This is a genomic window from Phenylobacterium sp., assembly GCF_030651755.1.
Classification (GTDB): domain Bacteria; phylum Pseudomonadota; class Alphaproteobacteria; order Caulobacterales; family Caulobacteraceae; genus Phenylobacterium.
Genome location: NZ_JAUSBZ010000145.1, coordinates 1 through 21,240, shown reverse-complemented (window position 1 = coordinate 21,240; position 21,240 = coordinate 1). Strand labels below are relative to the sequence as shown.

Below are 21,240 nucleotides of genomic sequence, written 5' to 3'. Positions count from 1 at the left end.
GCCCGCTCGACACAGGCGCCGAGGGTCTGGAAGGCCGTCTCGCTGACCGAGACCACCAGCAGTTCGACCGCCAGGCTGCGGCCAAACATCGCCCGCGGATCGCGGACACCGCTCTGGCCATCCACCCGCCAGGCGATGGGCAGGATGTGAACCGCCCGACGGTCCGGCAGCTTCACCGCCGCCAGGGCCGAATAGATAGCCCGCACCAGGTCCTGATCAGAGATCGGCCGGGCGCCGAGGGTGACGCGCCCTGAGATCCGGTGGCTGGCCAGCTGGCCGCCGGCCATGGCCACGGTGACGCCCTGGACGTTGACGCCGGCCACATTCTCAGCCCGCTCGACCGCCTGGGCGATGGCGTCTGAGGCCTCGTCCAGATTGACGATGGAGCCGCCGCGAATGCCGCGGGACTGGACATAGCCCACCCCTGCGGCCGTGAGCGTGTGATCGGCCCGACGCACACCGTCTGGCTTCATGATGAAACAGGAGACCTTGGACGCGCCCAGGTCCACCGCAGCCACCAGGGGCTGGCGGCCAAGGGCGGCCTTCAGGCTTTCGCGGCTGCTGTTTCGATCGACCGTTTTGGTCCCGAACGGCACGGTTCTTCCTTCCACCACCTAGGCGCCGTCGGCGATCAGGCCGCTAGAGCGGACCTGATCACGCGGTCGCACCGCCACCATCGTCGGATCGCGCAGGTCGATCCGTGCAAATCCCAGCTCGAGAATGCGCGAACGCTGGTCGAGCTGTTCCAGCTGAATCAAGGCCGCTTCTTCGTCGACCGCTGGAAGTTGAACCAAAGACCCGTCCTTGAGGCGCAGGTCCCAACGCCGGTCGTCGACCCGCACCAGGGCCTCCACACGGCTCATCAATCGCGGCCGCGCCGCAATCCGGGGCAAGATGGCCGCCGCGTGCTGATCGGCCCCCTGGCCGACCACCAGCGGCAGATTGGCCGCCCGCAGGGGGTTGGCCTCGGGAATGACCTGACCCTGGGCGTCGATGACGCGGCTTGCGCCATTGTGCTGCCAGACCGCCAGCTGGCGACGTTCGGAAACGGCGATGATCAGGGTGTCGGGCAGCAGGCGGATGACCCGCGCCTCCTTCACCCAGCCCACCGCCTCCACCCGGGTCCGCAGGGCCTCCAGGTCGAGCCCCATCAAGGGCTGATCCTTGTAGACGCCAGCCGCCGACAGGATGTCCGCCGTCGCGGCGGGAGAGGCGCCCTGGACGTGGACAGCGTTCAGACGGAAGCCGAGGCTGGCCAGCTGGCGACCCACGGCCGCCTCAATTCCCTGCCCCATGCGCTCGGCGCGGTCGCCTGTGGCCAGGGCGACGACGGCCATGGCCGCGAGCACGCCGCCAGCGGCGATCAGGGCATGGGCCGGCGACAGGCCAAGACCGCGGGCGGCGCCCAGCTTGGCCGGCGCATAGCCCGCCTGGGCCTTGGACGGGCCGCGGGACTTTCGGGGACTGGCGGGCGCTTTGGCCCGGGGCTTCGCCTTAGACTGCGCTCCCCCCCGCAATGCCGCGGGCATAGGCGTCCTCCGTAATCCAAAGCACCAGTTGGTCGAACTCCACCCCGAGCTTGGCCGCCTGCTCGGGCACGAGCGAGGTTGGCGTCATCCCGGGTTGGGTATTGACCTCCAACAGGACCAGAATGTCGTTAATGTCGTCATAACGAAGGTCCGACCGGGTCACGCCACGGCAACCTAGGGCTGCGTGGGCCCGTTCGCTGAGTTCCATCGCCTTTTCAAATACATGTGGCGGGATCTGGGCCGGAATGACGTGGTCGGAGCCCCCTTCCCCATACTTGGCCTCATAGTCGTAGAAGCCCGTCCTGGGTACGATATCGGTCACGGTCATCGCCTTGCCGGCCATAACGCCGCAGGCCAGCTCTTTTCCGCGAATATAGGGCTCGATCATCACCTCTTCGCCAAAGGTCCAGCTGGGCGCCACCAGGTCCTGCGGCGGCCGATTCGCCCCTTCGAAGACCAGGAAGACCCCCACCGATGAGCCCTGACTGTTGGGCTTGACCACATAGGGCGGGGCCATGACGTGGTCGGCGGCCGCCTCGAAGCGATTAAACAGCCCGCCGCCCGGCACGGTGACGCCGGCCGCGGCGAGAACCGCCTTGGCCTTGGCCTTGTCCATGGCCAGCGCCGAGGCGAGGACGCCAGAGTGGGTGTAGGGCAGGCCGAGGGTCTCCAGCACGCCCTGAACGCAGCCATCCTCCCCCCACTCCCCATGCAGGGCGTTGAAACAGACGTCGGGCTTCAACGCCGACAGCACCTGGGCCAGGTCGCGGCCGGCGTCCACCCGGGTGACCCTGGCGCCCAGCCGCTCCAACGCATCGGCGCACTCGCGCCCGGAGACCAGGCTCACCTCACGCTCGGGGGACAGGCCGCCCAGCAGGACGGCGACGTGTTTACCGGCGATGGAAAAGGCCATGGGCGTCTCTTGCAGCGGAGGGCGTGAAGCCTCCCCCTTCGGCGGCGAAGGCCGGCGCGTCAAGCGCCCTCGCCTGCTCAGATCACCGGCGACGGGGCGGTCAGGACCGCCTCGGCGGCCGCCTCAGTCTCCGGCTCGCCCCGCGACAGGAGCCAGTACATCACCGGGGTCGCCACCCGTGACAGCAGGGTCGAGGTGACCAGCCCACCGATAATGGCGATCGCCAGGGGGGAGTAGAGGCCGGAATTCTCCAGGGCCAGGGGCATGAGCCCGGCGATGGCGGTGACCGAGGTCAGCAGGACCGGGAGGAAACGCACCTCCCCCGCCCGTTCGATCGCCGGCCGCAGGGCGACGCCGGTGCGGCGCAGCTGCTCGGTGAAGTCCACCAGCAGGATCGAGCTTTTGATCTCGATGCCGATAAGGGCGATCATGCCTATGGTGGCGGTGAACGACATGGAGTTACCGGTCAGCCAGAGGGCGGCGACGGCCCCGAACAGCCCCAGCGGAATGATCCCGGCCACCACCAGGGCGGTCTTGAACTTGCCAAACTCCAGGACCAGCACGGCCAGGATGCCGAAGACCGCGATCATCACCGCCGCCCCCAGGCCTGCGAAGCTCTCCGACTGCGCCTCGGCCTGACCGCCCAGGGTCAGGGTGTAGCCCGGCGGGAGGGACATCTCGGCCTCCAGCCGCTTCAGGACCTCGGCGCTAACCGCCGAGGTGAGATAGCCGGTGGTCACATAGGCTGTGAGCGTCACGGTGCGCTGCCGGTCCACCCGGTCGATGCGGGCCGGGCTTGAGGTCAGGACAGGATTGGCCACCGCCGCCAGGGGGACGCTCTGTCCGGTCACGGTCGGCAGATAGATGTCCTGCAGGGCTGAGAGCTCGTTGCGGCCGGCCATGGGCAGGCGGACATTGACCGAATAATCGTCCCCGTCCGCGTCGCGATAGCGGGCGACGGGCTCACCGGACAGGGCCAGGCGGGTGATGCGCCGCGCCGCGCCGGCTGGCGCGCCGAGGGCCGCGGCCTTGGCCTCGTCGAGCCCAAGATCCAGGTCGGTGCGGTCGAGCCGCATGGGATTGGCCACGTCCCGGGCGCCCGGCGTCGTCTTGAGGATCGCCTCGCCCTGGGCGGCCAGGGACTTGAGCACATTGAGATCGTGGCCCCGCAGGCGGACGGCGATCGGCGCCTCGATGGGCGGGCCGTTCTCGAAGACGATCACGCGGATGCGGGCGCCGGGATAGCGGTCGAAATCGGCCCGCAGGGCGTCCAGCAGGGCGGGACTTTCCCCGGGCTTCCAGGCCGCGAAGGAGGCGTAGACCTCGGCGTAGTTGGGCTGCGGCTCGGCCTGATTCACATTGTAGAAAATCTGGGGGTTGCCCCGCCCCAGATTGGCCGCCTGCCAGACCACGGCCTCTTCCTGGGCGAGCCTCGTCTCCACATAGCGCAAGGCCTCGTCGGTCTTGGCCATGGAGGTTCCCTGCTGGGTCTCGATCCGGACCAGAAACTGGGGCGTCTCGGCGGGTGGGAACAGGGATGAGCCGATAGCGCCGAGCATGGGGATGGTGGTGGCGCAGATGGCCAGGATGATCGCCAGGGCGGCCCAGGGCCGGGCCAGGGCCAGGCGCAGGATCGGCGTATAGATCCGGTGAATGCCCCCATTGACCGCCCGCAGCAGGGCGTTGCCCTCCGGGTCTTCGTGTCGCGACAGGATGCGGCTGGCCAGGAAGGGGATGATGGTCAGGGAGACCACCAGGGAGGCCGCCACCGTGGTCAGCACCGCCACCGGCAGGGAGCGGATATAGGCGCCTGAGCCCTCCGGCAGGAACATCAGCGGCAGGAAGGCCAGCATCAGGGTGGCGGTGCAACCCAGCACAGCCATGGAAATCTGCCGCGTGCCATTGATGGCCGCGGTCACCCGGTCCTCCCCCGCCCTCAGCCGTCGCGCGATGTTCTCGGTGACGACGATGGAGTCGTCGACCAGCAGGCCCAGGCTGAGCACGAAACCGGCTATGGCCAGCTGATTCAGCGTGAAGCCCAGCCCCTGCATCACCGACAGGCCGATCAGCAGGGAGAGCGGGATCGACAGCATCACCACCACCCCGGCGCGGAAGCCCAGGGGCAGCAGGGTGATCAGCACCAGGGTCAGGGCGATGCCGAAGTCGCGGAACAGGCGGTTGAGCCGGTGTTTCACATTCTCCGACTGCTGGAAGCCGCGCTCCAGCTTCACGCCGGCCGGCAGGGTTTGCTCAAACTCATCCAGGGCGGCGTTCACCGACCGGGTCAGCCGGGCGACGTCAGCGCCATCCTTCTGCTTGACCGTCACAAAGACCGCCCGGGCGCCGTTGAACCGGGTCAGATGCGAGGGCTCGGCCTGGGACCAGCCCACCGTGGCCACGTCGCGCACCCGGACCACCTGTCCGTTGACCGTGCGGACCGGCGTCTGGGCGATGGCCTCCAGACTGCGGAAGGCGCCGCCGGCCTTGACGTTGAACCGGCGCTCGCCCGCATGAATGGCCCCCAGGGGGGCCTCGGCGCCGGCGGCGCGCAGGGCGTCGGCCACGGCGGTGGCGGGAAGTTGCAGGGCCGCCAGGCGGGGAAGCTCGAGGGCCACCTGCACCTCAGACGGCGGCGCGCCCCAGTACTCGGCCTGACGCACCCCCGGCGTCCGCGCCAGGCGCTCCCTCAGGCGCTCGGCCACCTTTTCCAGGCGGCGCATGGGCAGGTGTTCGCTGACCAGGGCCACCTGGACGACCGCGACCTCGGTGGTGCGGGCCCGGCGCACCTCCAGCAGGGCCAGGCCGTCCGGCAGGCTGGGGCGCAGGGCGTTCACCTCGCGGACCACCTCGTCATACTTGCGGTCGGCGTCCACGCTCCAGTTGAACAGCACCTGGATGACGGCCGCCCCGTCCTGGCTGGTGGAGCGGATCTCATCCACGTCATCAAGGCTGTCGAGGACGTCCTCCAGCGGGTCGGCGATCAGCTGTTCCATCTCGGTGGGCTCGGCGCCGGGCAGGACGGCGCGGACGATCATGATCGGGATCGCAAAGTGCGGGTCTTCCGACCGCGGCGTGCTGAAGAAGGAATTCAGCCCCAGCACGGTCAACAGGGCGAAGGCGACCAGGGTGAACTGCCAGCGGCGGACCGCGAAGCCTGCGGGGTCAAAGCTCATCGGGCGGCGCCTTCGGCCTTGGCGCGGCGGGCCTGGGCCACCAGGGCGGCGGGATCGACCACCTGGACCCTGTCGCCGTCGCCGATGAAGCCGCCGCCGGCGGTGATCACCCGAGCCTCAGGCGCCAGGCCAGAGACCAGGGCGTCATCGCCGTCAAAGCCGCCAAACGCCACCTGGGTCCGACGGGCCACGTCGCCCTCCAGGCGCAGGACATAGGCGCGGCCATTCTGCGCCTCCTGGATGGCCTCGGCGGGGATGCGGGAGAAGCCGGCCGTCGTCGAGGACGCTGCGGCCGCGGTGATCTCGGCGGTGGCCACCTGCCCGCTGCGCAGGCCCGGCGCGGCGGCGATCTCGATCTCGACATCGACCGCGCCCGTCCCCCGACCGCTCTCGCCGCCAATCAGGATCACCCGTCCCGGCAGGGTCTGATCCCCCACCCGCACCTGGGCCGCCGCGCCGGCGGAGATCCGGCCAGCCTGCCGGTCGGGCACCGGCGCCCGCAGGACGAAGGGCGAGCCGGCGTCGGCCACGGTGACCACGGCCTGGCCCGGCTGCACCACCTGTCCCGCCGCGGCGGTCCGCGACAGCACCACGCCGGCCGCCGGCGCGGTCAGGGTCGCCCAGCGGCGGTCAAAGGCGGCGGACGCATAGGCGGCCTCGGCGGCGGCCAGAGCGCTCTTGCGGTCATCGATCCGCTGGCGGCTGACAAAGCCCTTGTCGAACAGGGCCTGGTCCCGCTCCAGATCCCGCCGGGCGCGGTCGAGCTCCACCTGAGCCCGCTGGCGACCAGCCTCCACGGCGGTGGGGTCGAGCCGGGCGATGATCTGTCCGGCGCGGACAGTGTCGCCCTCATCGACGGTGAGTTCGGTGATGACGCCCGGCACGCGGAACGACAGCTGCGCCTCCCGCTGACGGGCCAGCGCGCCTGTGGCGGTGATCAGGGTCCCGACGCTGGCGGCCCGCACGGGCGCAGCCTCGACGGCGGGCGGCGGCGCCTCGGCGGCCGGCGTCTCCGCCCCGCCGCCACAGGCAGCCAGGACAGACGCAAAACCGGCAATTGTCGCAAGCTTGACTGTGCGTCTAAGCTGCCCGTCGCGACCGTCCATGACGTCACCCCATCCCCTGGCTGAACTCCAATCTAAACAACGTTAGCTTACGTTGTAAACAGGAACCATGCAGCACAGAGAGCGAGGCTAAAAGGTCGCGTCTGGGTTGATTTTCGAAAGGACCCTCCCGCCATCCGGGGGCGTGCTCCAAGCGATCTCAGAAACTGCCCAGCAGGGTTCCGAGGGTGATCAGGACGATCAGCGCGATGATCGGCACAACCACGGCGACGACGGCGATGTCCAGATAGGCGTCGCGGTGCTTCAGACCGCAGATCGCCAGCAGGGTGATGACCGCGCCGTTGTGGGGCAGGGCGTCGAGGCCGCCGGTCGCCACCGCCGTCACCCGATGCATCAGGTCCGGCGAGACCCCCGCAGCCTGGGCCATTTCCAGATAGGCGCCGCCGAGGGTCGAGAGCGCAATGCTCATGCCCCCCGAGGCCGACCCCGTCATCCCGGCCAGGAGATTGACCGAGATGGCCAGGGAGATCAGGGGGTTGTCGCCGCCGATATCGATCACGGAATCGCGGATCAGGGCGAAGGCCGACAGGGAGGCGATGACCGATCCGAACCCTACCAAGCTTGCTGTATTGAAGATCGGCAGCAGGGCGGCCTGCGCCCCGGCCTCCAGCGTGGCGTTCAACCGAGTTAGGCGAGACCAGTTCACCGCGACCATCAGCAGAATGGCGATGACCAGGGCCGCGATGATGGACCAGATGCCGCGTACGGCGTCGATGGTGGTCGCGCCATATTCGGGCGCCGCAAGGTAGTCGGTCGCCATGGCTGGGATCACCAGGGCGGTGAAGGCGAGGTTGACGACGATCACCGTCACCAGCGGCAGCACCGCCAGCAGGAAGGGCGGCGGCGCGATCGGATCTCCTTCGGCTGGACTCCCAGTTCGAATCTCCGCGGTCTCGACACCGTCTCCCGCGCGGTGTGGGCGGGGGGCGTTCGGCTCGGCGTCTGGGTGTTCGCCATAGCCCTCGGTCGAGGCCCGCGCCCGTCGCTCAAGCCATAGCTGGCCAAGGACGAACATGATCAGGGCGGTGATGACGCCCAATCCCGGCGCGGCGAAGGGCGAGGTGCCGAAATAGGGCATCGGGATCGCATTCTGGATCGCCGGCGTGCCGGGCAAGGCCGTCATGGTGAAGGTGAAGGCGCCAAGGGCGATCGTTCCAGGGATCAGCCGCTTCGGCAGGTCGGCGCGACGGAACACGGCTGCGGCGATGGGAAACACGGCGAAGGCCACGACGAACAGCGAGACCCCGCCATAGGTCATCGCCGCGCAGGACAGCACCACCGCCAGAATGGCGCGCTCTGATCCCAGGCGGCGGATCGTGGCGTTGGCCAGAACCTCGGCGCTGCCGGAGTCCTCCATCAGCTTGCCGAAAATGGCGCCCAGCAGAAAGACGGGAAAATACTGAACGATGAAGTCGCCCGTCGCGACCATGAAGATCTGCGTGTAGCTCGCCAGCAAGGGCCGCTCGAGAGAGGCGGCGACGGCCAGCAGGGCCAGCCCTGGCGCCAGGATCAGCAGGGTCACGCCGCGGTAGGCGAGATAGATTAGCCCCGCGAGCGCGGCGACAACGACCAGAATGCCATACATGCGCCACGCCTCCCCCGGCCGGCCAATGCTCAAAGGTTCAGGCGGCGCGGCGACCGGAGCAAGTTGATAAGTGAGGCTGCGCGCCTTTCGCGGCGATCGCCCTCAGCCCGCCCGGCCGATCCGCTTGATTTCCCAGTCGAGGGTGACCCCCAGCTTGTCCGCCACATCGGCGCGGACCGCTTCGCCCAGGCCTTCCAGATCCGCCGCCGTAGCCTCGCCGGTGTTGATCATGAAATTGGAATGGAGGGGAGAGAACATGGCCCCGCCGTGGGGTTTGCCGCGCCAGCCGGCCTCGTCGACCAGCTTCCAGGCCGAGTGGCCAGGGGGGTTCTTGAAGGTCGAGCCGCCGGTCTTCTCGCGGATCGGCTGGGTGGTTTCGCGCCGGGCGGTGATCTCGTCGATGCGGGCGGTGATGGCGGCGGGATCGTCGGCCTGGCCCTCATAGAGCGCCTCGATCCAGATGATGTCGGCGGGCGCGGCGCTATGGCGATAGGTGTAGCCGAAGTCGGCCAGGGCGAAGTCACGCCGGACGCCCGAGCGGTCGATTCCCCAGGCGGAAACCAGCACGTCCTTGGTCTCGGCGCCGTAGCAGCCGGCGTTCATGGTCAGGGCGCCGCCGATGGAGCCGGGGATGCCGGCGTAGAATTCCAGGCCCGCGATGCCGGCCTTGGCGGCGGCGCGGGCGACCATGGCGTCCAGGGCTGCGGCGCCGGCGGTGACCCGCAGGCCGTCCGTCGTCACCTGGCCAAAGGCCTTGCCGGCGAGGCGCACCACCACGCCCTCGATCCCGCCGTCGCGGATGATGACGTTGGAGCCGACGCCCAGGACGGTGACGGGGACCTCGGGCTCAAGCTGGCGCAGGAAGTCGGCCAGATCCCCGGCGTCGGCCGGCAGGAAGAGCACGTCGGCGGCCCCGCCCACCCGGAACCAGGTGAAGGGCGAGAGTGGCTCGTCCTTCAGCAGACGGCCGCGCACCGCCGGCAGGGTCTCGCGCCAGCTCATTTGGCGGCGCTGCGCAGGGCGTCCAGTTGCTCAGGCAGGGCGTAGGCCCAGCTGGTGATGTCGCCCGCGCCGAGACAGACCACCAGGTCGCCATCCTGGGTTTCCTGCAGAACCATGCGCGCCAGGTCCTCAGGTCCCGAGAGCGGCAGGGCGCGGCGGTGGCCATAGCGGCGCAGGCCGTCCACCAGGGCCTCGCGGCTGGCGCCTTCGAGCGGCGCTTCGCCCGCGGCATAGATGTCGGCGACGATGACCACGTCGGCGTCGCTGAAGCAGGCGCAGAAGTCCTCGAAAAGGTCCTTCAGGCGCGAATAACGGTGCGGTTGGACGACGGCCACGACGCGGCCCTGCGTCACCGCCCGGGCGGCCTTAAGCACCGAGCTGATCTCCACGGGATGGTGGCCATAGTCGTCGATCACCCGCACCCCGCCCGACGTCCCGGTGGTGGTGAAGCGGCGCTTGACCCCGCCGAATCCGGTCAGGCCCGCGGCGATGGCCTCTGGCCCCACCGACAGCTCGCGGGCCACGGCGACGGCGGCGAGCGCATTGAGCACATTGTGCATGCCCGCCATGGGCATGTGCAGGTTCTCCATTCGGATCGGCTCGCCCTGCAGAGGCCGGATGACCACGTCAAAATGGGCGCCTTCCGGTCCCATGGAGATTTTCTCAGCCCGCACCTCGGCCTGGGGATTGACCCCATAGGTCACCAACCGGCGGTTCTCCACCCGGGAGGTCAGCGCCAGAACCTCAGGATGGTCGGTGCAGACCGCGGCGAAGCCGTAGAAGGGGATGTTTTCGATGAAGTCCTGGAAGGCCTTCTTCACCGCCTCGAAGTCGCCGTAGTGGTCCAGGTGCTCGGGATCGATATTGGTCACCACCGCGACCGTGGATTTCAGCTTCAGGAAGGTGCCGTCGCTCTCGTCGGCCTCGACGACGATCCAGTCGCCCTCGCCCACCTTGGCGTTGGTGCCATAGGCGTTAATGATCCCGCCATTGACCACGGTGGGGTCGAGGCCGCCGGCGTCCAGCAGGGCTGCGATCATCGAGGTGGTGGTGGTCTTGCCGTGGGTGCCGCCCACGGCGACGGAGAACTGCAGGCGCATCAGCTCGGCCAGCATCTCAGCCCGGCGGACCAGCGGCAGCCGCCGTTCCCGGGCGGCCTGCATTTCCGGATTGTCCTGTTTGACGGCGGTGGAATAGACGACCGCCGAGGCGCCTTCGACCTGGGCGGCCTCATGGCCGATGAAGATCTTGGCGCCCAGCTTTTCCAGCCGCTCGGTGTTGGCGCTGGCCTTGGAGTCCGAGCCCTGCACCGTATAGCCGATGCGCAGCATGATCTCGGCGATGCCGCTCATGCCGATGCCGCCGATCCCGATGAAGTGGACGGGACCAAGCTCGAAGGGGACGGGACGGCGGTTCATGGGGCGGCGGGGCCTGTGGCTGGAGGACGAGGGGCCTTGCGGCCCTTAAGCGGCGGTCTGTTCGACGAGATCGGCAAGGCGCTCGGCCGCGTCGGGCCGGGCGATGGAGCGGGCGCCGGCCGACATGCGGGCCAGACGTTCGGGATTGGTCAGCAGCTTTTCCAGCGCATTGGACATGGACTCCACGGTGAGCTGGTTCTCCCGGGCGATGACCGCGCCGCCAGCCTCGACCATCACCTGGGCGTTCTGACCCTGGTCGTCGTCCAGCGCTACGGCCAGGGGGACCAGGATGGAAGGTCGGCCGGCGATGGCGAACTCGCAGACCGTGCCGGCGCCCGAGCGGCCGACCACCAGATGGGCCTGGCGCAGGCGGGTGGCCATGTCGCGGAAGAAGGGGGCGATCTCCGCCTCGACCATGGCGTCGGCATAGATGCGCCGGGCGATGTCCATGGACTCCTTGCGGGTCTGCTGCTGCACCCGCAGGCGGACGCGGAGGTCCTCCGGGAGGGCGAGGATGGCCTCAGGCATGAGTTCGGACAGGAGCCGCGCGCCCTGACTGCCGCCGGTGATCAGCAGGCGCAGGGTGCCGCCGTCTTCAGGCGGCAGATAGGGCTTGTCGGCGAGTTCGCGGATTTCCTGGCGGACCGGATTGCCGACGATCACCGCCTTGGCGGCGGCCTTGGGCGGCGCCTTCTGAAGGCTCGGAAAGGCGCAGGCCACGGCGGTCACGTGACTGGCCAGGCGCCGATTGGCCCGGCCCATGACGGCGTTCTGCTCGTGGATCACCGTCGGGCGGCCCTGGGTGATGCCGGCCAGCAGACCCGGCACCGACGGATAGCCGCCAAAGCCCACCACGACCGCGGGGTCCAGGCGCTTGAAGGCCGCCCGGGCCTGCATCACGCCCTGGAAGATGGCGAGGCCGGCCTTGGCCATGCCGATGGGGTCGCCGGACTTGAAGGTGCTGGCCGACAGGCCGATGCGCTCCTCGGCCGGAAAATTCTCGGCGAAGGCCGCGACCCGCTCGTCCGAGGCCAGGACGACGCGCCAGCCACGGGCGATCAGCGTCTCAGCGAGCGCCTGGGCGGGGAAGAGATGGCCTCCGGTTCCCCCGGCGGCGACCACGGCGAGCTTGCGCATAGGGGCTCGTTTAGGCGAAGGCGCCGGCCTTGGCGAGCCCTTCGGACGGGGCGTAGGCCCCCGGCCGGCGACGGGTCAGGGCCAGGGCCAGGCCGAGGGTGAGGCCGGACGCAATCAGAGACGATCCGCCATAGGAGATGAAAGGCAGGGTCATGCCCTTGGTGGGGATCATGTTGAGGTTCACCGCGATGTTGATGATCGCCTGCTGACCCACCATGACGAAGAGACCGGCGGCGGCCACCTGTTCGAAGGTGTTGCTGAGCTTCATGGCGCGGTGAAGGCCGCGGATGACGATCAGGGCGAAGAGACCGATGACGATCAGGCTGAAGACCAGGCCGTATTCCTCGGCGGCGACCGAATAGACGAAGTCGGTGTGCAAATCGGGCACGTGGCGTTTCATGACCCCCTCCCCCGGTCCGCGACCGAACAGGCCGCCCGCGGCTATGGCCTCGGCGGCGCGGTCGACCTGATGGGTGTCAGCGGCCTCAGGGTTGAGGAAACGGTTCACGCGGTCGGCCACGTGGGAGAAAACGAAATAGATCGCCACAAGGCCCGCGGCGGCCACCGCACCCAGGCGCATGACCCAGGACAACGGCACGCCGGCCATCCAGAAGGCCGCCCCGAAGGCGACAGTGATCAGCACGGTCTGGCCGACATCCGGCTGGATCAGCAACAGGCCCACTGAGAGGGCGTAGAGGCCAAAGGCGATGCTGACGCCGGGGACCCCCTCCCCTTTCTGGCCCTCGGAAAACATCCAGGCGACCAGGACGATGAGCGCCGGCTTCATGAATTCCGACGGCTGCAGGGTGAATCCGGCGAACTCCATCCAGCGGGTGGCGCCCTTGGCGGTGTGTCCCAGGAAGGGCAGGGCGATCATCAGGGTGATGGCGCCTACAAAGATGAAGAAGGCCAGGCGACGGACCATGCGCACCTCCAGCATGGAGGTGGCGATCAGGACGGTTGCGCCGGCCATGGCGAAGACGCACTGGCGAAGGGCGAAGTGGAAGGGGTCGCCGACATTCATCCGGGCCGCCGCCGCTGGGCTGGCGGCGAAGGACAGGAGGATGCCCAGGCCGATCAGGACCGCCGCGGCCCCCAGGAGCCAGCGATCAATGGTCCACCACCAGACCCCCAGGGTCGAGCGGTCGCTACGGGCGAAGGCGTGGGCCTGGCTGGGCTTGACCTGCGGTTCGGCGCTCACGCCCTTGCGCCCCGTTGGACTGGCGCCTCAAGGGCCAGGACGGCGGATCTGAAAGCCTCTCCGCGGACCTCGAAATCGGCGAACTGGTCGAAGGAGGCGCAGGCGGGCGACAGGAGCACCACGGCGTCCTGGCCGGTCGCCGCGGCGTCGGCATAGGCCCGCTGGACGGCCCGCTCCAGGTCGCCGCACTGGGCCACGGGCGCCTTGTCAGCCAGCACGTCGGCGAACGCAGGCGCCGCCTCGCCGATGAGATAGGCCTTCTCGATGCGGGGAAAGAGGTCGGAGAGGTCCTTGATCCCGCCAGCCTTGGCCTGGCCGCCGGCGATCCAGTAGAATTTCGGATAGCTGGACATGGCCTGCCGCGCGGCGTCGGCGTTGGTGGCCTTGGAGTCATTGACGAAGCGGACCCGGCCGACCTGACCCACCGTTTCCATCCGGTGAGCGAGACCAGGGAAGGTCATGAGGCCTTCGGCGGCTTCCTCGGGCGTCAGTCCCAGGCCCCGGGCGGCGCTGTAGGCGGCCGCTGCGTTCTGCCAGTTGTGGCGCCCCGGCAGGGATCTGGCCCGCAGCAGGTCGGCGATCTCCACGGCCCGTTCGCCGGTGGCGTCATACAGCAACCCCTGCAGCACATAGACGCCCCGGCCAATGGTCTTGCTGGACGAGATGGGCACGATGGTGCGGCGGTTGGCGGCCACCACCTCGGTGCAGATCTGCTGGCCGTAGGGATCATCCACGCCGATCACGGCGGTGTCCCCCTTGCCCTGGTTCAGCAACACCCGGCGCTTGGCGGCCACATAGCCGTCCATGCCGCCATGGCGATCGAGATGGTCGGGAGAGATGTTGAGGAGGATCGAGACGTCGGGCTTCAGGCTGGACGTCAGGTCGAGCTGGTAGGACGAGATCTCCAGCACATAGACCGCGCCCCCATGCATGTCGTCGAGGCCAAGGACGCCATAGCCAAAATTGCCGCCAATGCGGGTGTCTCGGCCGGCGTTGGCGCAGATGTGGGCGATCAGGGCCGTGGTGGTGGACTTACCATTGGTCCCGGTGATGGCGACCACCTTGGGCCGCTTGTGCTCTGGCGCAGCGTTGACGGCCCGAGCGAAGAGCTCGATGTCGCCGACAATCTCGACGCCGGCCGCTTTCGCCCGCTCCACCGTCCAGTGCGGGGCGGGATGGGTGAGCGGGACGCCCGGCGACAGCATCAAGGCCGCAAAGCTCCACCAGTCGGCCGACGACAGGTCGGTGAGTTCGAAGCCCTCGGCGATGGCGGCTTCCCGGGCGGCCGGACGGTCATCCCAGAGGGCCAGGTTCGCCCCGCCGGCCTGCAGGGCGCGCGCCGCCGCAAGCCCCGTACGGGCCAGGCCGAACACCGCCACCGTCTTGCCTTCGAAACCACGAACCGGGATCATCGGATGCGCGCCAGCCTCCCTATCGCAGCTTCAGGGTCGCAAGACCCAGAAGCGCCAGCATGACCGCGACGATCCAGAAACGGATCACCACCGTGGACTCCGACCAGCCGAGCTTTTCGAAGTGGTGATGGATCGGCGCCATGCGGAAAACGCGGCGGCCGGTCAGCTTGAAGGAGACCACCTGGATCATCACCGACAGGGTCTCGAGGACGAACAGACCGCCGACAATGGCCAGGACAATCTCGTGCTTGGTGGCGACCGCCACGGCGCCCAGGGCGCCGCCCAGGGCCAGGGAGCCGGTGTCGCCCATGAAGATCTTGGCCGGGGGCGCATTGTACCAGAGGAAGCCGAGGCCGGCCCCGATGATGGCCCCACAGAAGACGGCGACCTCCCCCACCCCGGGCACAAAGTACAGTTGCAGGTAGTTGGCGAACAGGTAGTTGCCGACCAGATAGGCGATCAGGCCGAAGGCGGCGGCGGCGATCATCACCGGCACCGTGGCCAGGCCATCCAGGCCATCGGTGAAGTTCACCGCATTGGCGGCGCCGACGATCACCAGGGCGCCAAAGATCAGGTAGAGCCAGCCCAGATCCAGCAGGAGCTGCTTGAAGATCGGGAAGGCGACTGAGGTCGGCAGATCCGGCGACTCCGCAGTGCGGCCGCCATAGATGACCAGGATGGCGACGGCGGCCAGGGCCACGACGACCTCAAGGGTCAGGCGAACCTTGCTGGAGATTCCCGCCGTGGTCTGCTTGGTCACCTTGGCGTAGTCGTCGGTGAAGCCGAGCACGCCATAGCTGGCGGTCACAAACAGCACCACCCAGACATAGATGTTCGAAAGGTCGGCCCAGAGCAGGGTTCCGACGATCAGCCCAGCCAGGATCATCACCCCGCCCATGGTGGGCGTGCCGGCCTTTTCGACAATGTGGCGCTCAATCCCGTCGGCGCGGATCGGTTGCCCCTTGCCCTGCTTGGTCTGCATCCAGCGGATGAACCGCGACCCCATCAGGATCACCACCAGTTGGGCGGTGAACAGGGCCATGCCGGTCCTGAAGGTGAGATATTTCAGAAGGTTAAGGAAGGGGACATGCCCCTCAGCCGCCATCTGCGTGTAGAGCCAATAGAACATCAGCCCTGCCCCCCCTGCGCACGAGCCAGCTCGCCCAGGGCGGCCGCGACCACCCCGGCCTTCGAGCCGTTCGAACCTTTCACCATCACCAGATCGCCGGGCTCTACGGCCTGGACAATCTGCGGCCCAATCTGAGCTGCACTATCGGCGTAACCGCCCCGACGAGTCGAAGGAAGGGCGTCCCACAGGGTTTTCATCAGCGGCCCGGCGCAGAAGACGAGATCGACCTTGGCCGCCTCAAGCGGCGCGGCCAGGGCCCGGTGGAAGGCTTCGGCCTCCGTCCCCAGCTCCAGCATGTCGGTCAGCGCGACGATGCGTCGCCCCCCCGTCTGGCGGGCGCCGAGGCTGGAAATCGCCGCGGCCATGGAGATTGGATTGGCGTTGTAGCTTTCGTCGATCAGGGTGAAGGTCCCGCCAGCCAGGGGGATCTGCCGTTCCGCGCCGCGCCCGGCCAGGGGCTCAAAGGCGGCCAGGGCAGCGAGGCTGTCGTCCAGGCTCACGTCCAGGGCGCCCAGCATCAGCAGGACCGCCATGCTGTTCAAGCCCCAGTGGAACCCCGTCTGAAGGATCGGAAACTCCAGGGCCTGGCCGTTCAATTGCGCCCGGACCAGGGCCTGGCCAGGGCCGGGGCTGAAGGCCAGAAGACGGGCGTCGGCGCCCTCGCCGGTCCCGAAGCTCAGCACCTGGGCGCCGGCCTTCCGGGCCGCGGTCTGCAAGCTGTCGAACCAGACATTGTCGGCGTTGAGAATGGCTAAGCCGCCTGGCTCCAGGCCGTCGAAGATCTCCGCCTTGGCGCGGGCTACGCCAGCCTCGCCGTCCGGGAAATTTTCCACATGCACAGGGCCTACCGTGGTGACCAGGGCCGCGTGGGGCCTGACCATCTGCGACAGGGGCGTGATCTCGTCGGCGTGGTTCATGCCGATCTCAAACACCGCGCGAGCGGTGTCGCGGGGCATGCGAGCCAGGGTGAGCGGCACGCCGATATGGTTGTTGTAGGACTTGACCGACCAGTGGGCCGGACCGGCCAGGGCGAGGCCGGCGCGCACCGCCTGGGTGACGCTGGTCTTGCCCACTGATCCGGTCACCGCCCCGCGACGGGCCTGGGGCGCCCGGATGCGCGCGGCCTGACCCAGGGCTTCCAGGGCCTTGAAGGTGTCGGCGACCCGGATGGCTGGTCCGTCGGTGGGCCGGGACGCCAGGGCGCCGGCGGCGCCTTGGCTCAGGGCCTGGGGAATGAACTCATGGCCATCGCGCGCGCCGGCCAGGGCGATGAACAGGTCGCCTGGGTCCACCGAGCGGCTGTCGATGGACAGGCCACTCACGGCGAAGTCGCCGCCGATGACCTGGCCGCCCACAGCCTTGGCGATCTCGTAGGCGGTCCAGAGCGGCTCAGACATGGACGCTCTCCAGGGCCTGGGTGGTCACAGCCACGTCGTCGAAGGGATGGACGACCCCGTTGATCGTCTGACCCTGCTCATGGCCCTTGCCCGCCACCACGAGGACGTCGCCCTCGCGCAGCAGGGCCACGCCCGCGGCGATGGCTTCGGCGCGACCGCCGATGTCCTGGGCGCCGGGGGCGCCGGCGCGGATCTGGGCGCGGATCGCAGCGGGATCCTCACTGCGGGGATTATCGTCGGTGATGATGGCGATGTCGGCGAGGTCCGTGGCGGCCTTTCCCATCAGCGGACGCTTGGCGGCGTCCCGATCGCCGCCGGCGCCGAAGACGACGATCAGCCGTCCGCGGGTGTGTGGCCGGAGCGCCTCCAGGACAGTCTCCAGACCATCAGGGGTGTGGGCGTAGTCCACATAGGCCTCCCCGCCCCGGGGACCAGCGCCGATGCGCTGCATCCGCCCCGGCGCGCCTTCAAGACGCTCCAGAGCTGCGAGCACGGTCTCGATGCTCTCGCCCGCCGCCAGACAGAGGCCCGCGGCGGCCAGGGCGTTGGCGGCCTGGAAGGCGCCGGCCAGGGGCAGGCGCAGGTCAAAGGTCCGGCCGTCGTGAGACAGGCTCATGCGCTGGCCGTCCGGCAGCAGCTCCCGGCGGTTCAGACGCAGGCTCTGGCCGGTCTCACCCACCGAAAGAATGGTTTGGCCCGCCTGGACAGCGGCGGCGGCGAAAGGGGCGAAGGCGTCGGAATCGGCGTTCAGCACAGCTATCCCGCCCCGGGGCAGCAGAGCCTCGAACAGGCGCAGCTTGGCCGCCTGATAGGTCGCCATGTCCCCATGATAGTCGAGGTGATCCTGGGTGAGATTGAGGAAGCCTGCGGCCTTCAGGTTCACCCCATCCAGCCGGCGTTGGTCAATCCCGTGGGAGGACGCCTCCAGGGCCAGGTGCGTCACCCCCATGCCGGTCAGCCGGGCGAGAAGTTCGGCGACGTCGGCCGCGTCTGGGGTCGTCAGGCCGGGGGGGGTGAGCTGGTCCTCCAGGCCGGGGCCCGAGGCCATCACCCCAAGGGTGCCCATGCTCGCCGCTCGGCGGCCTGCGCTGGCGAAGATCTGGCGACAGAAGGTGGCCACCGAGGTCTTGCCATTGGTGCCGGTCACGGCGACGCAAACCGCGGGTTGTTCCCCCCAGAAGGCGGCGGCGGCCAGGGCGTAGGCCCGGCGAGGATCAGCGACCGTGATCACGGGCGCGTCCAGGCCGCTCAAGGGCTCGCCGGCCAACACCGCCACTGCGCCGGCCTGGGTCGCCTGGCTGGCGAAGGCCGCGCCATCGGCCCGGGAGCCCGGCAAGGCCGCAAACAGGAAGCCCGGCCTGACCTTGCGGCTGTCCGCCGTGACTCCGGTGATCTCAGGGTCCTGGTCGAGGTCGCGGCCGATAAGGGTCGAGAGGCGGGGCATGTTCAGAGGGCCTCCTCGATCGCCGACGGCGCCGAGGCCAGGCGGGGCTGATCGGCCATCGGACCGACGTGACGGGAAACGCCCAGGAAGGGCGCGATACGGGCGATCACATTACCCGTTGCCGGGGCCGCGACCCAACCGCCTGTGGAGTAGCCGAAGGTCTCCGGCGTGCCATGGGGTTCGTCCAGCAGGATGAGGACGAAATAACGGTCATTCTCCAGAGGGCCGTCGGTGGGAAACACCGCCGCGAAGGAGGAGACCTGACGCTTGCCATTATAGCGCCGGATCGCAGGGTCGTACTTCTCCCCTGTGCCCGTCTTGCCGCCCACGCTCAGGCCCGGCGCGTCAGCCTTGCCGCCGCTGCCGCCGGTGACATTGGCCCGCATGATCTGCAGCATCTGGGCGGAGGTGGTTTCGGAGAGCACGCGCTTGGACTCGGGCCGGAACCCGGGCTCCTGGCGGCGGATGGTCAGGGGCACCAGCTTGCCGCCGTTCAACAGGGGCAGCATGGCGCGGGTCAGGGCCAGCGGCGAGACATTCATCCCATGCCCAAAGGAGGTGGAGGCGACCGCGTCCTCGTTCCACACCTTGGGGGTCAGGGGCGAGGCGGATTCCTTGAGCTCGACCTTGGCCGCCGTGGTCAGGCCCAGGGCGTCGAAATAGCGGCTCAGCCGCTCCGGACCGACCCCGACCGCCAGCCGGGCCGTGCCGATATTGGAGGAGTGCTGGAACACCTCGACCAGGGTCAGCACCTTGCGGGAGGCGTGGTAGTCGTTGATCGTCCGGTAGCCGAGCTGATAGGGCGTCCGCGCGTCGAAGGTCGAGGCCATGGTCGCCACGCCGGCGTCCAGGCCAATGGCGACGGTGAAGGCCTTGAAGGTCGAGCCCATCTCGAAAACAGATGAGGCGGCGCGGTTCAGACGGGCGTCGGCGCTGGCCGTGCTGGCCAGGTTGGGATCAAAGTCGGGATAGCTGGCCATCCCGAGGATTTCGCCCGTGTGGACGTGGGCGACGATCCCCACCGCGCCCTTGGGGCCATAGGTCTGGGCGGCCTTGCGCAGTTCATCCTCAAGGGCGCCTTGGACCCGCAAGTCGATGGACAACGGCACGACGGCCGAACCCCCCGCCAAGGCCCGGACATCTTCATTGAGGGCGAGTTCGGCGCCGGCCAGCCCCTCCCCGCCGGTGTCGGCGAAGCCGATGAGGTGGGAGGCCGTGCGGTTGAGCGGATAGATGCGTTTCTGCTCGGGCTCGAAGGTGACGCCCGGCAGGCCCAGGCGATGCAGGGCCGCCTTCTGGACCGGCGTCATTCCGCCCGCCAGGAAGGTGCGGCGGCCTCCGCTCAGGGCGCGGTCGATGCGCGCGGCGGTGACACCGGGCAGGGCCTGGGCCAGGGCCTGGCGCGTGGCCTTGATGTCCCAGACCTCAGACGGATCAATATAGACGCCGTAGTGCAGCAGGTCGGCCGCCAGCAGCCGCCCTTGCCGATCCACGATGTCGGCCCGGGCCTGGGGCGGAGTCCAGCCCGCACCGCCGCTGCGGGCGGGGCTGGCGAATAGCGCCGCCTGGGCGGCCCCCATGGCCAGGGCGCAGAAGCAGACCCCAAAGCACAGCATCACCGCGAAGATGCGGATTCGGGCGTCATCCTCCACCCGGCCCGATGCGCGGGCGCGCTCAAAGGCGTGCTCCAGACGCCAGAAGCTCGCCCCCAGCCACCGCAGACCGAAGGGAAACTGTCGGGTGATCGCGCCCGCAAGGCTCATCGCCGGGCCTCCGGCGCCGCCAGGCTGGCGAGGGTTTCAGGGGTGGTTTCCTGCGCCACGGCGACGGGACCCATCTGGAGATAGGTGGTGGACAGACGCTCGATGCGGGACGGCTGCTCCAGGTGGGCCACTTCAGCCTGCAGCAGGCGGATCTGCGCGCGCTCGGCGGCGATCTGCCGTTCCACGGAGGCGATTTCCGCCCGCTCGCGGCTGGCGATGGTCTTGGCCAGATAGACGCTCATGATCAGCAGGACCAACAGACCCAAGGCGATCAGGTCGACCAGTCGGAAGCCGCGGATACGGCGATTGATGACGCTCATGCGGCCACCTTCCAGACCGGGGCCTCTGTGCGGACAGCGGCGCGCAGCTTGGCCGACCGGGCGCGGGGATTGGCGTCCAGCTCGACCTGCTCGGAGGTCCGCGCGCCATTGAAGGCGAGTGAAAAGCTGGGCGCGCGGGGATCGTCCTGCTGAGGTAGGTGGCGGGACCCTCCTGGCATGCGGCCGGCGCGCTCGGCGAGGAAGGCCTTCACGATCCGGTCTTCCAGGGAATGGAAGGTGACGACGGCCAGGCGGCCGCCGGGCTTGAGGACCCGCTCGGCGGCGACGAGGCCAGCCTCCAGCTCCCCCAGCTCGTCGTTGACGGCGATCCGCAGGGCCTGGAACGAACGGGTGGCCGGGTGGGCCTTGGCCCCACGACGGCCGCCCAGGACACCTTCGATGAAGTCGGCCAGCTCGGCGGTGCGGGTGAAGGGCTGCTGGAGGCGGCGCCGGGCGATGGCGCCGGCGATCCGGCGAGACTTTTTCTCCTCGCCATAGACCCAGAGAATGCGGGCCAGATCTTCAGGCTCAGCGGTGTTGACCAGATCGGCGGCGGTTTCACCCTGATCGCCCATGCGCATGTCCAGGGGGCCGTCGCGCATGAATGAGAAGCCCCGATCGGCCTCGTCGAGCTGCATCGAGGAGACGCCCAGATCGAGGGCCACGCCATCGGCGACGCCCTCGCCAGCCACG

16 protein-coding genes and 1 pseudogene are annotated in these 21,240 nt (G+C 69.0%); all 17 read right to left on the bottom strand.

All coding sequences use genetic code 11. The annotated features are described in order from the left end of the window. Positions 1-596, bottom strand: a pseudogene (locus tag Q7V15_RS14090) (cell division protein FtsA); the annotation flags it as partial. Positions 597-614: 18 nt separating this feature from the next. Next, positions 615-1,529 carry a cell division protein FtsQ/DivIB gene (locus tag Q7V15_RS14085; RefSeq protein WP_304756350.1) on the bottom strand — a complete coding sequence of 305 codons (915 nt, stop codon included), beginning with the start codon at positions 1,527-1,529 and terminating at the stop codon, positions 615-617. Next, the gene (locus Q7V15_RS14080; protein WP_305309497.1) at positions 1,495-2,442 is read right to left on the bottom strand and encodes a D-alanine--D-alanine ligase; all 948 of its coding nucleotides are present in this window, start codon (positions 2,440-2,442) and stop codon (positions 1,495-1,497) included. Before Q7V15_RS14080 ends, Q7V15_RS14085 begins: the two co-directional genes overlap by 35 nt. A 77-nt stretch (positions 2,443-2,519) precedes the next feature. Then, complete coding sequence (locus Q7V15_RS14075; RefSeq protein ID WP_304756349.1) at positions 2,520-5,615, bottom strand: efflux RND transporter permease subunit; 3,096 nt, start codon at positions 5,613-5,615, stop codon at positions 2,520-2,522. Continuing rightward, complete coding sequence (locus Q7V15_RS14070; protein WP_304756348.1) at positions 5,612-6,721, bottom strand: efflux RND transporter periplasmic adaptor subunit; 1,110 nt, start codon at positions 6,719-6,721, stop codon at positions 5,612-5,614. Before Q7V15_RS14070 ends, Q7V15_RS14075 begins: the two co-directional genes overlap by 4 nt. Before the next feature lie 157 nt (positions 6,722-6,878). Further along, on the bottom strand, positions 6,879-8,324 hold the full coding sequence (locus Q7V15_RS14065; RefSeq protein WP_304756347.1) for a GntP family permease: 1,446 nt from the start codon (positions 8,322-8,324) through the stop codon (positions 6,879-6,881). A gap of 102 nt (positions 8,325-8,426) precedes the next feature. Continuing rightward, positions 8,427-9,326 carry a UDP-N-acetylmuramate dehydrogenase gene (gene murB / locus Q7V15_RS14060; protein WP_304756346.1) on the bottom strand — a complete coding sequence of 300 codons (900 nt, stop codon included), beginning with the start codon at positions 9,324-9,326 and terminating at the stop codon, positions 8,427-8,429. Next, positions 9,323-10,744 (bottom strand): UDP-N-acetylmuramate--L-alanine ligase, encoded by a 1,422-nt coding sequence (gene murC, locus Q7V15_RS14055; protein ID WP_304756345.1) that lies wholly within the window; start codon positions 10,742-10,744, stop codon positions 9,323-9,325. Before murC ends, murB begins: the two co-directional genes overlap by 4 nt. Positions 10,745-10,789: 45 nt before the next feature. Then, positions 10,790-11,881, bottom strand: coding sequence for an undecaprenyldiphospho-muramoylpentapeptide beta-N-acetylglucosaminyltransferase (murG, locus tag Q7V15_RS14050; protein WP_304756343.1), 1,092 nt, complete (start codon positions 11,879-11,881; stop codon positions 10,790-10,792). A 10-nt stretch (positions 11,882-11,891) separates the two neighbouring features. Then, positions 11,892-13,082 (bottom strand): putative lipid II flippase FtsW, encoded by a 1,191-nt coding sequence (gene ftsW / locus Q7V15_RS14045; protein WP_304756342.1) that lies wholly within the window; start codon positions 13,080-13,082, stop codon positions 11,892-11,894. After that, positions 13,079-14,494 (bottom strand): UDP-N-acetylmuramoyl-L-alanine--D-glutamate ligase, encoded by a 1,416-nt coding sequence (murD, locus tag Q7V15_RS14040; protein ID WP_304756341.1) that lies wholly within the window; start codon positions 14,492-14,494, stop codon positions 13,079-13,081. Before murD ends, ftsW begins: the two co-directional genes overlap by 4 nt. A 19-nt stretch (positions 14,495-14,513) precedes the next feature. Next, positions 14,514-15,623 carry a phospho-N-acetylmuramoyl-pentapeptide-transferase gene (gene mraY / locus Q7V15_RS14035; RefSeq protein ID WP_304756340.1) on the bottom strand — a complete coding sequence of 370 codons (1,110 nt, stop codon included), beginning with the start codon at positions 15,621-15,623 and terminating at the stop codon, positions 14,514-14,516. Further along, on the bottom strand, positions 15,623-17,020 hold the full coding sequence (gene murF, locus Q7V15_RS14030; protein WP_304756339.1) for a UDP-N-acetylmuramoyl-tripeptide--D-alanyl-D-alanine ligase: 1,398 nt from the start codon (positions 17,018-17,020) through the stop codon (positions 15,623-15,625). Before murF ends, mraY begins: the two co-directional genes overlap by 1 nt. Beyond that, positions 17,013-18,464 (bottom strand): UDP-N-acetylmuramoyl-L-alanyl-D-glutamate--2,6-diaminopimelate ligase, encoded by a 1,452-nt coding sequence (locus Q7V15_RS14025; protein WP_304756338.1) that lies wholly within the window; start codon positions 18,462-18,464, stop codon positions 17,013-17,015. Before Q7V15_RS14025 ends, murF begins: the two co-directional genes overlap by 8 nt. Before the next feature lie 2 nt (positions 18,465-18,466). Further along, positions 18,467-20,227 (bottom strand): peptidoglycan D,D-transpeptidase FtsI family protein, encoded by a 1,761-nt coding sequence (locus Q7V15_RS14020; RefSeq protein WP_370689821.1) that lies wholly within the window; start codon positions 20,225-20,227, stop codon positions 18,467-18,469. After that, entirely contained in the window at positions 20,224-20,547 is a 324-nt protein-coding gene (locus tag Q7V15_RS14015) for a cell division protein (RefSeq protein WP_304756336.1), read from the bottom strand. Before Q7V15_RS14015 ends, Q7V15_RS14020 begins: the two co-directional genes overlap by 4 nt. Further along, a partial coding sequence (gene rsmH, locus Q7V15_RS14010; protein ID WP_304756335.1) for a 16S rRNA (cytosine(1402)-N(4))-methyltransferase RsmH occupies positions 20,544-21,240 on the bottom strand: 697 nt, incomplete at its 5' end. The genes Q7V15_RS14015 and rsmH, both read right to left, overlap by 4 nt.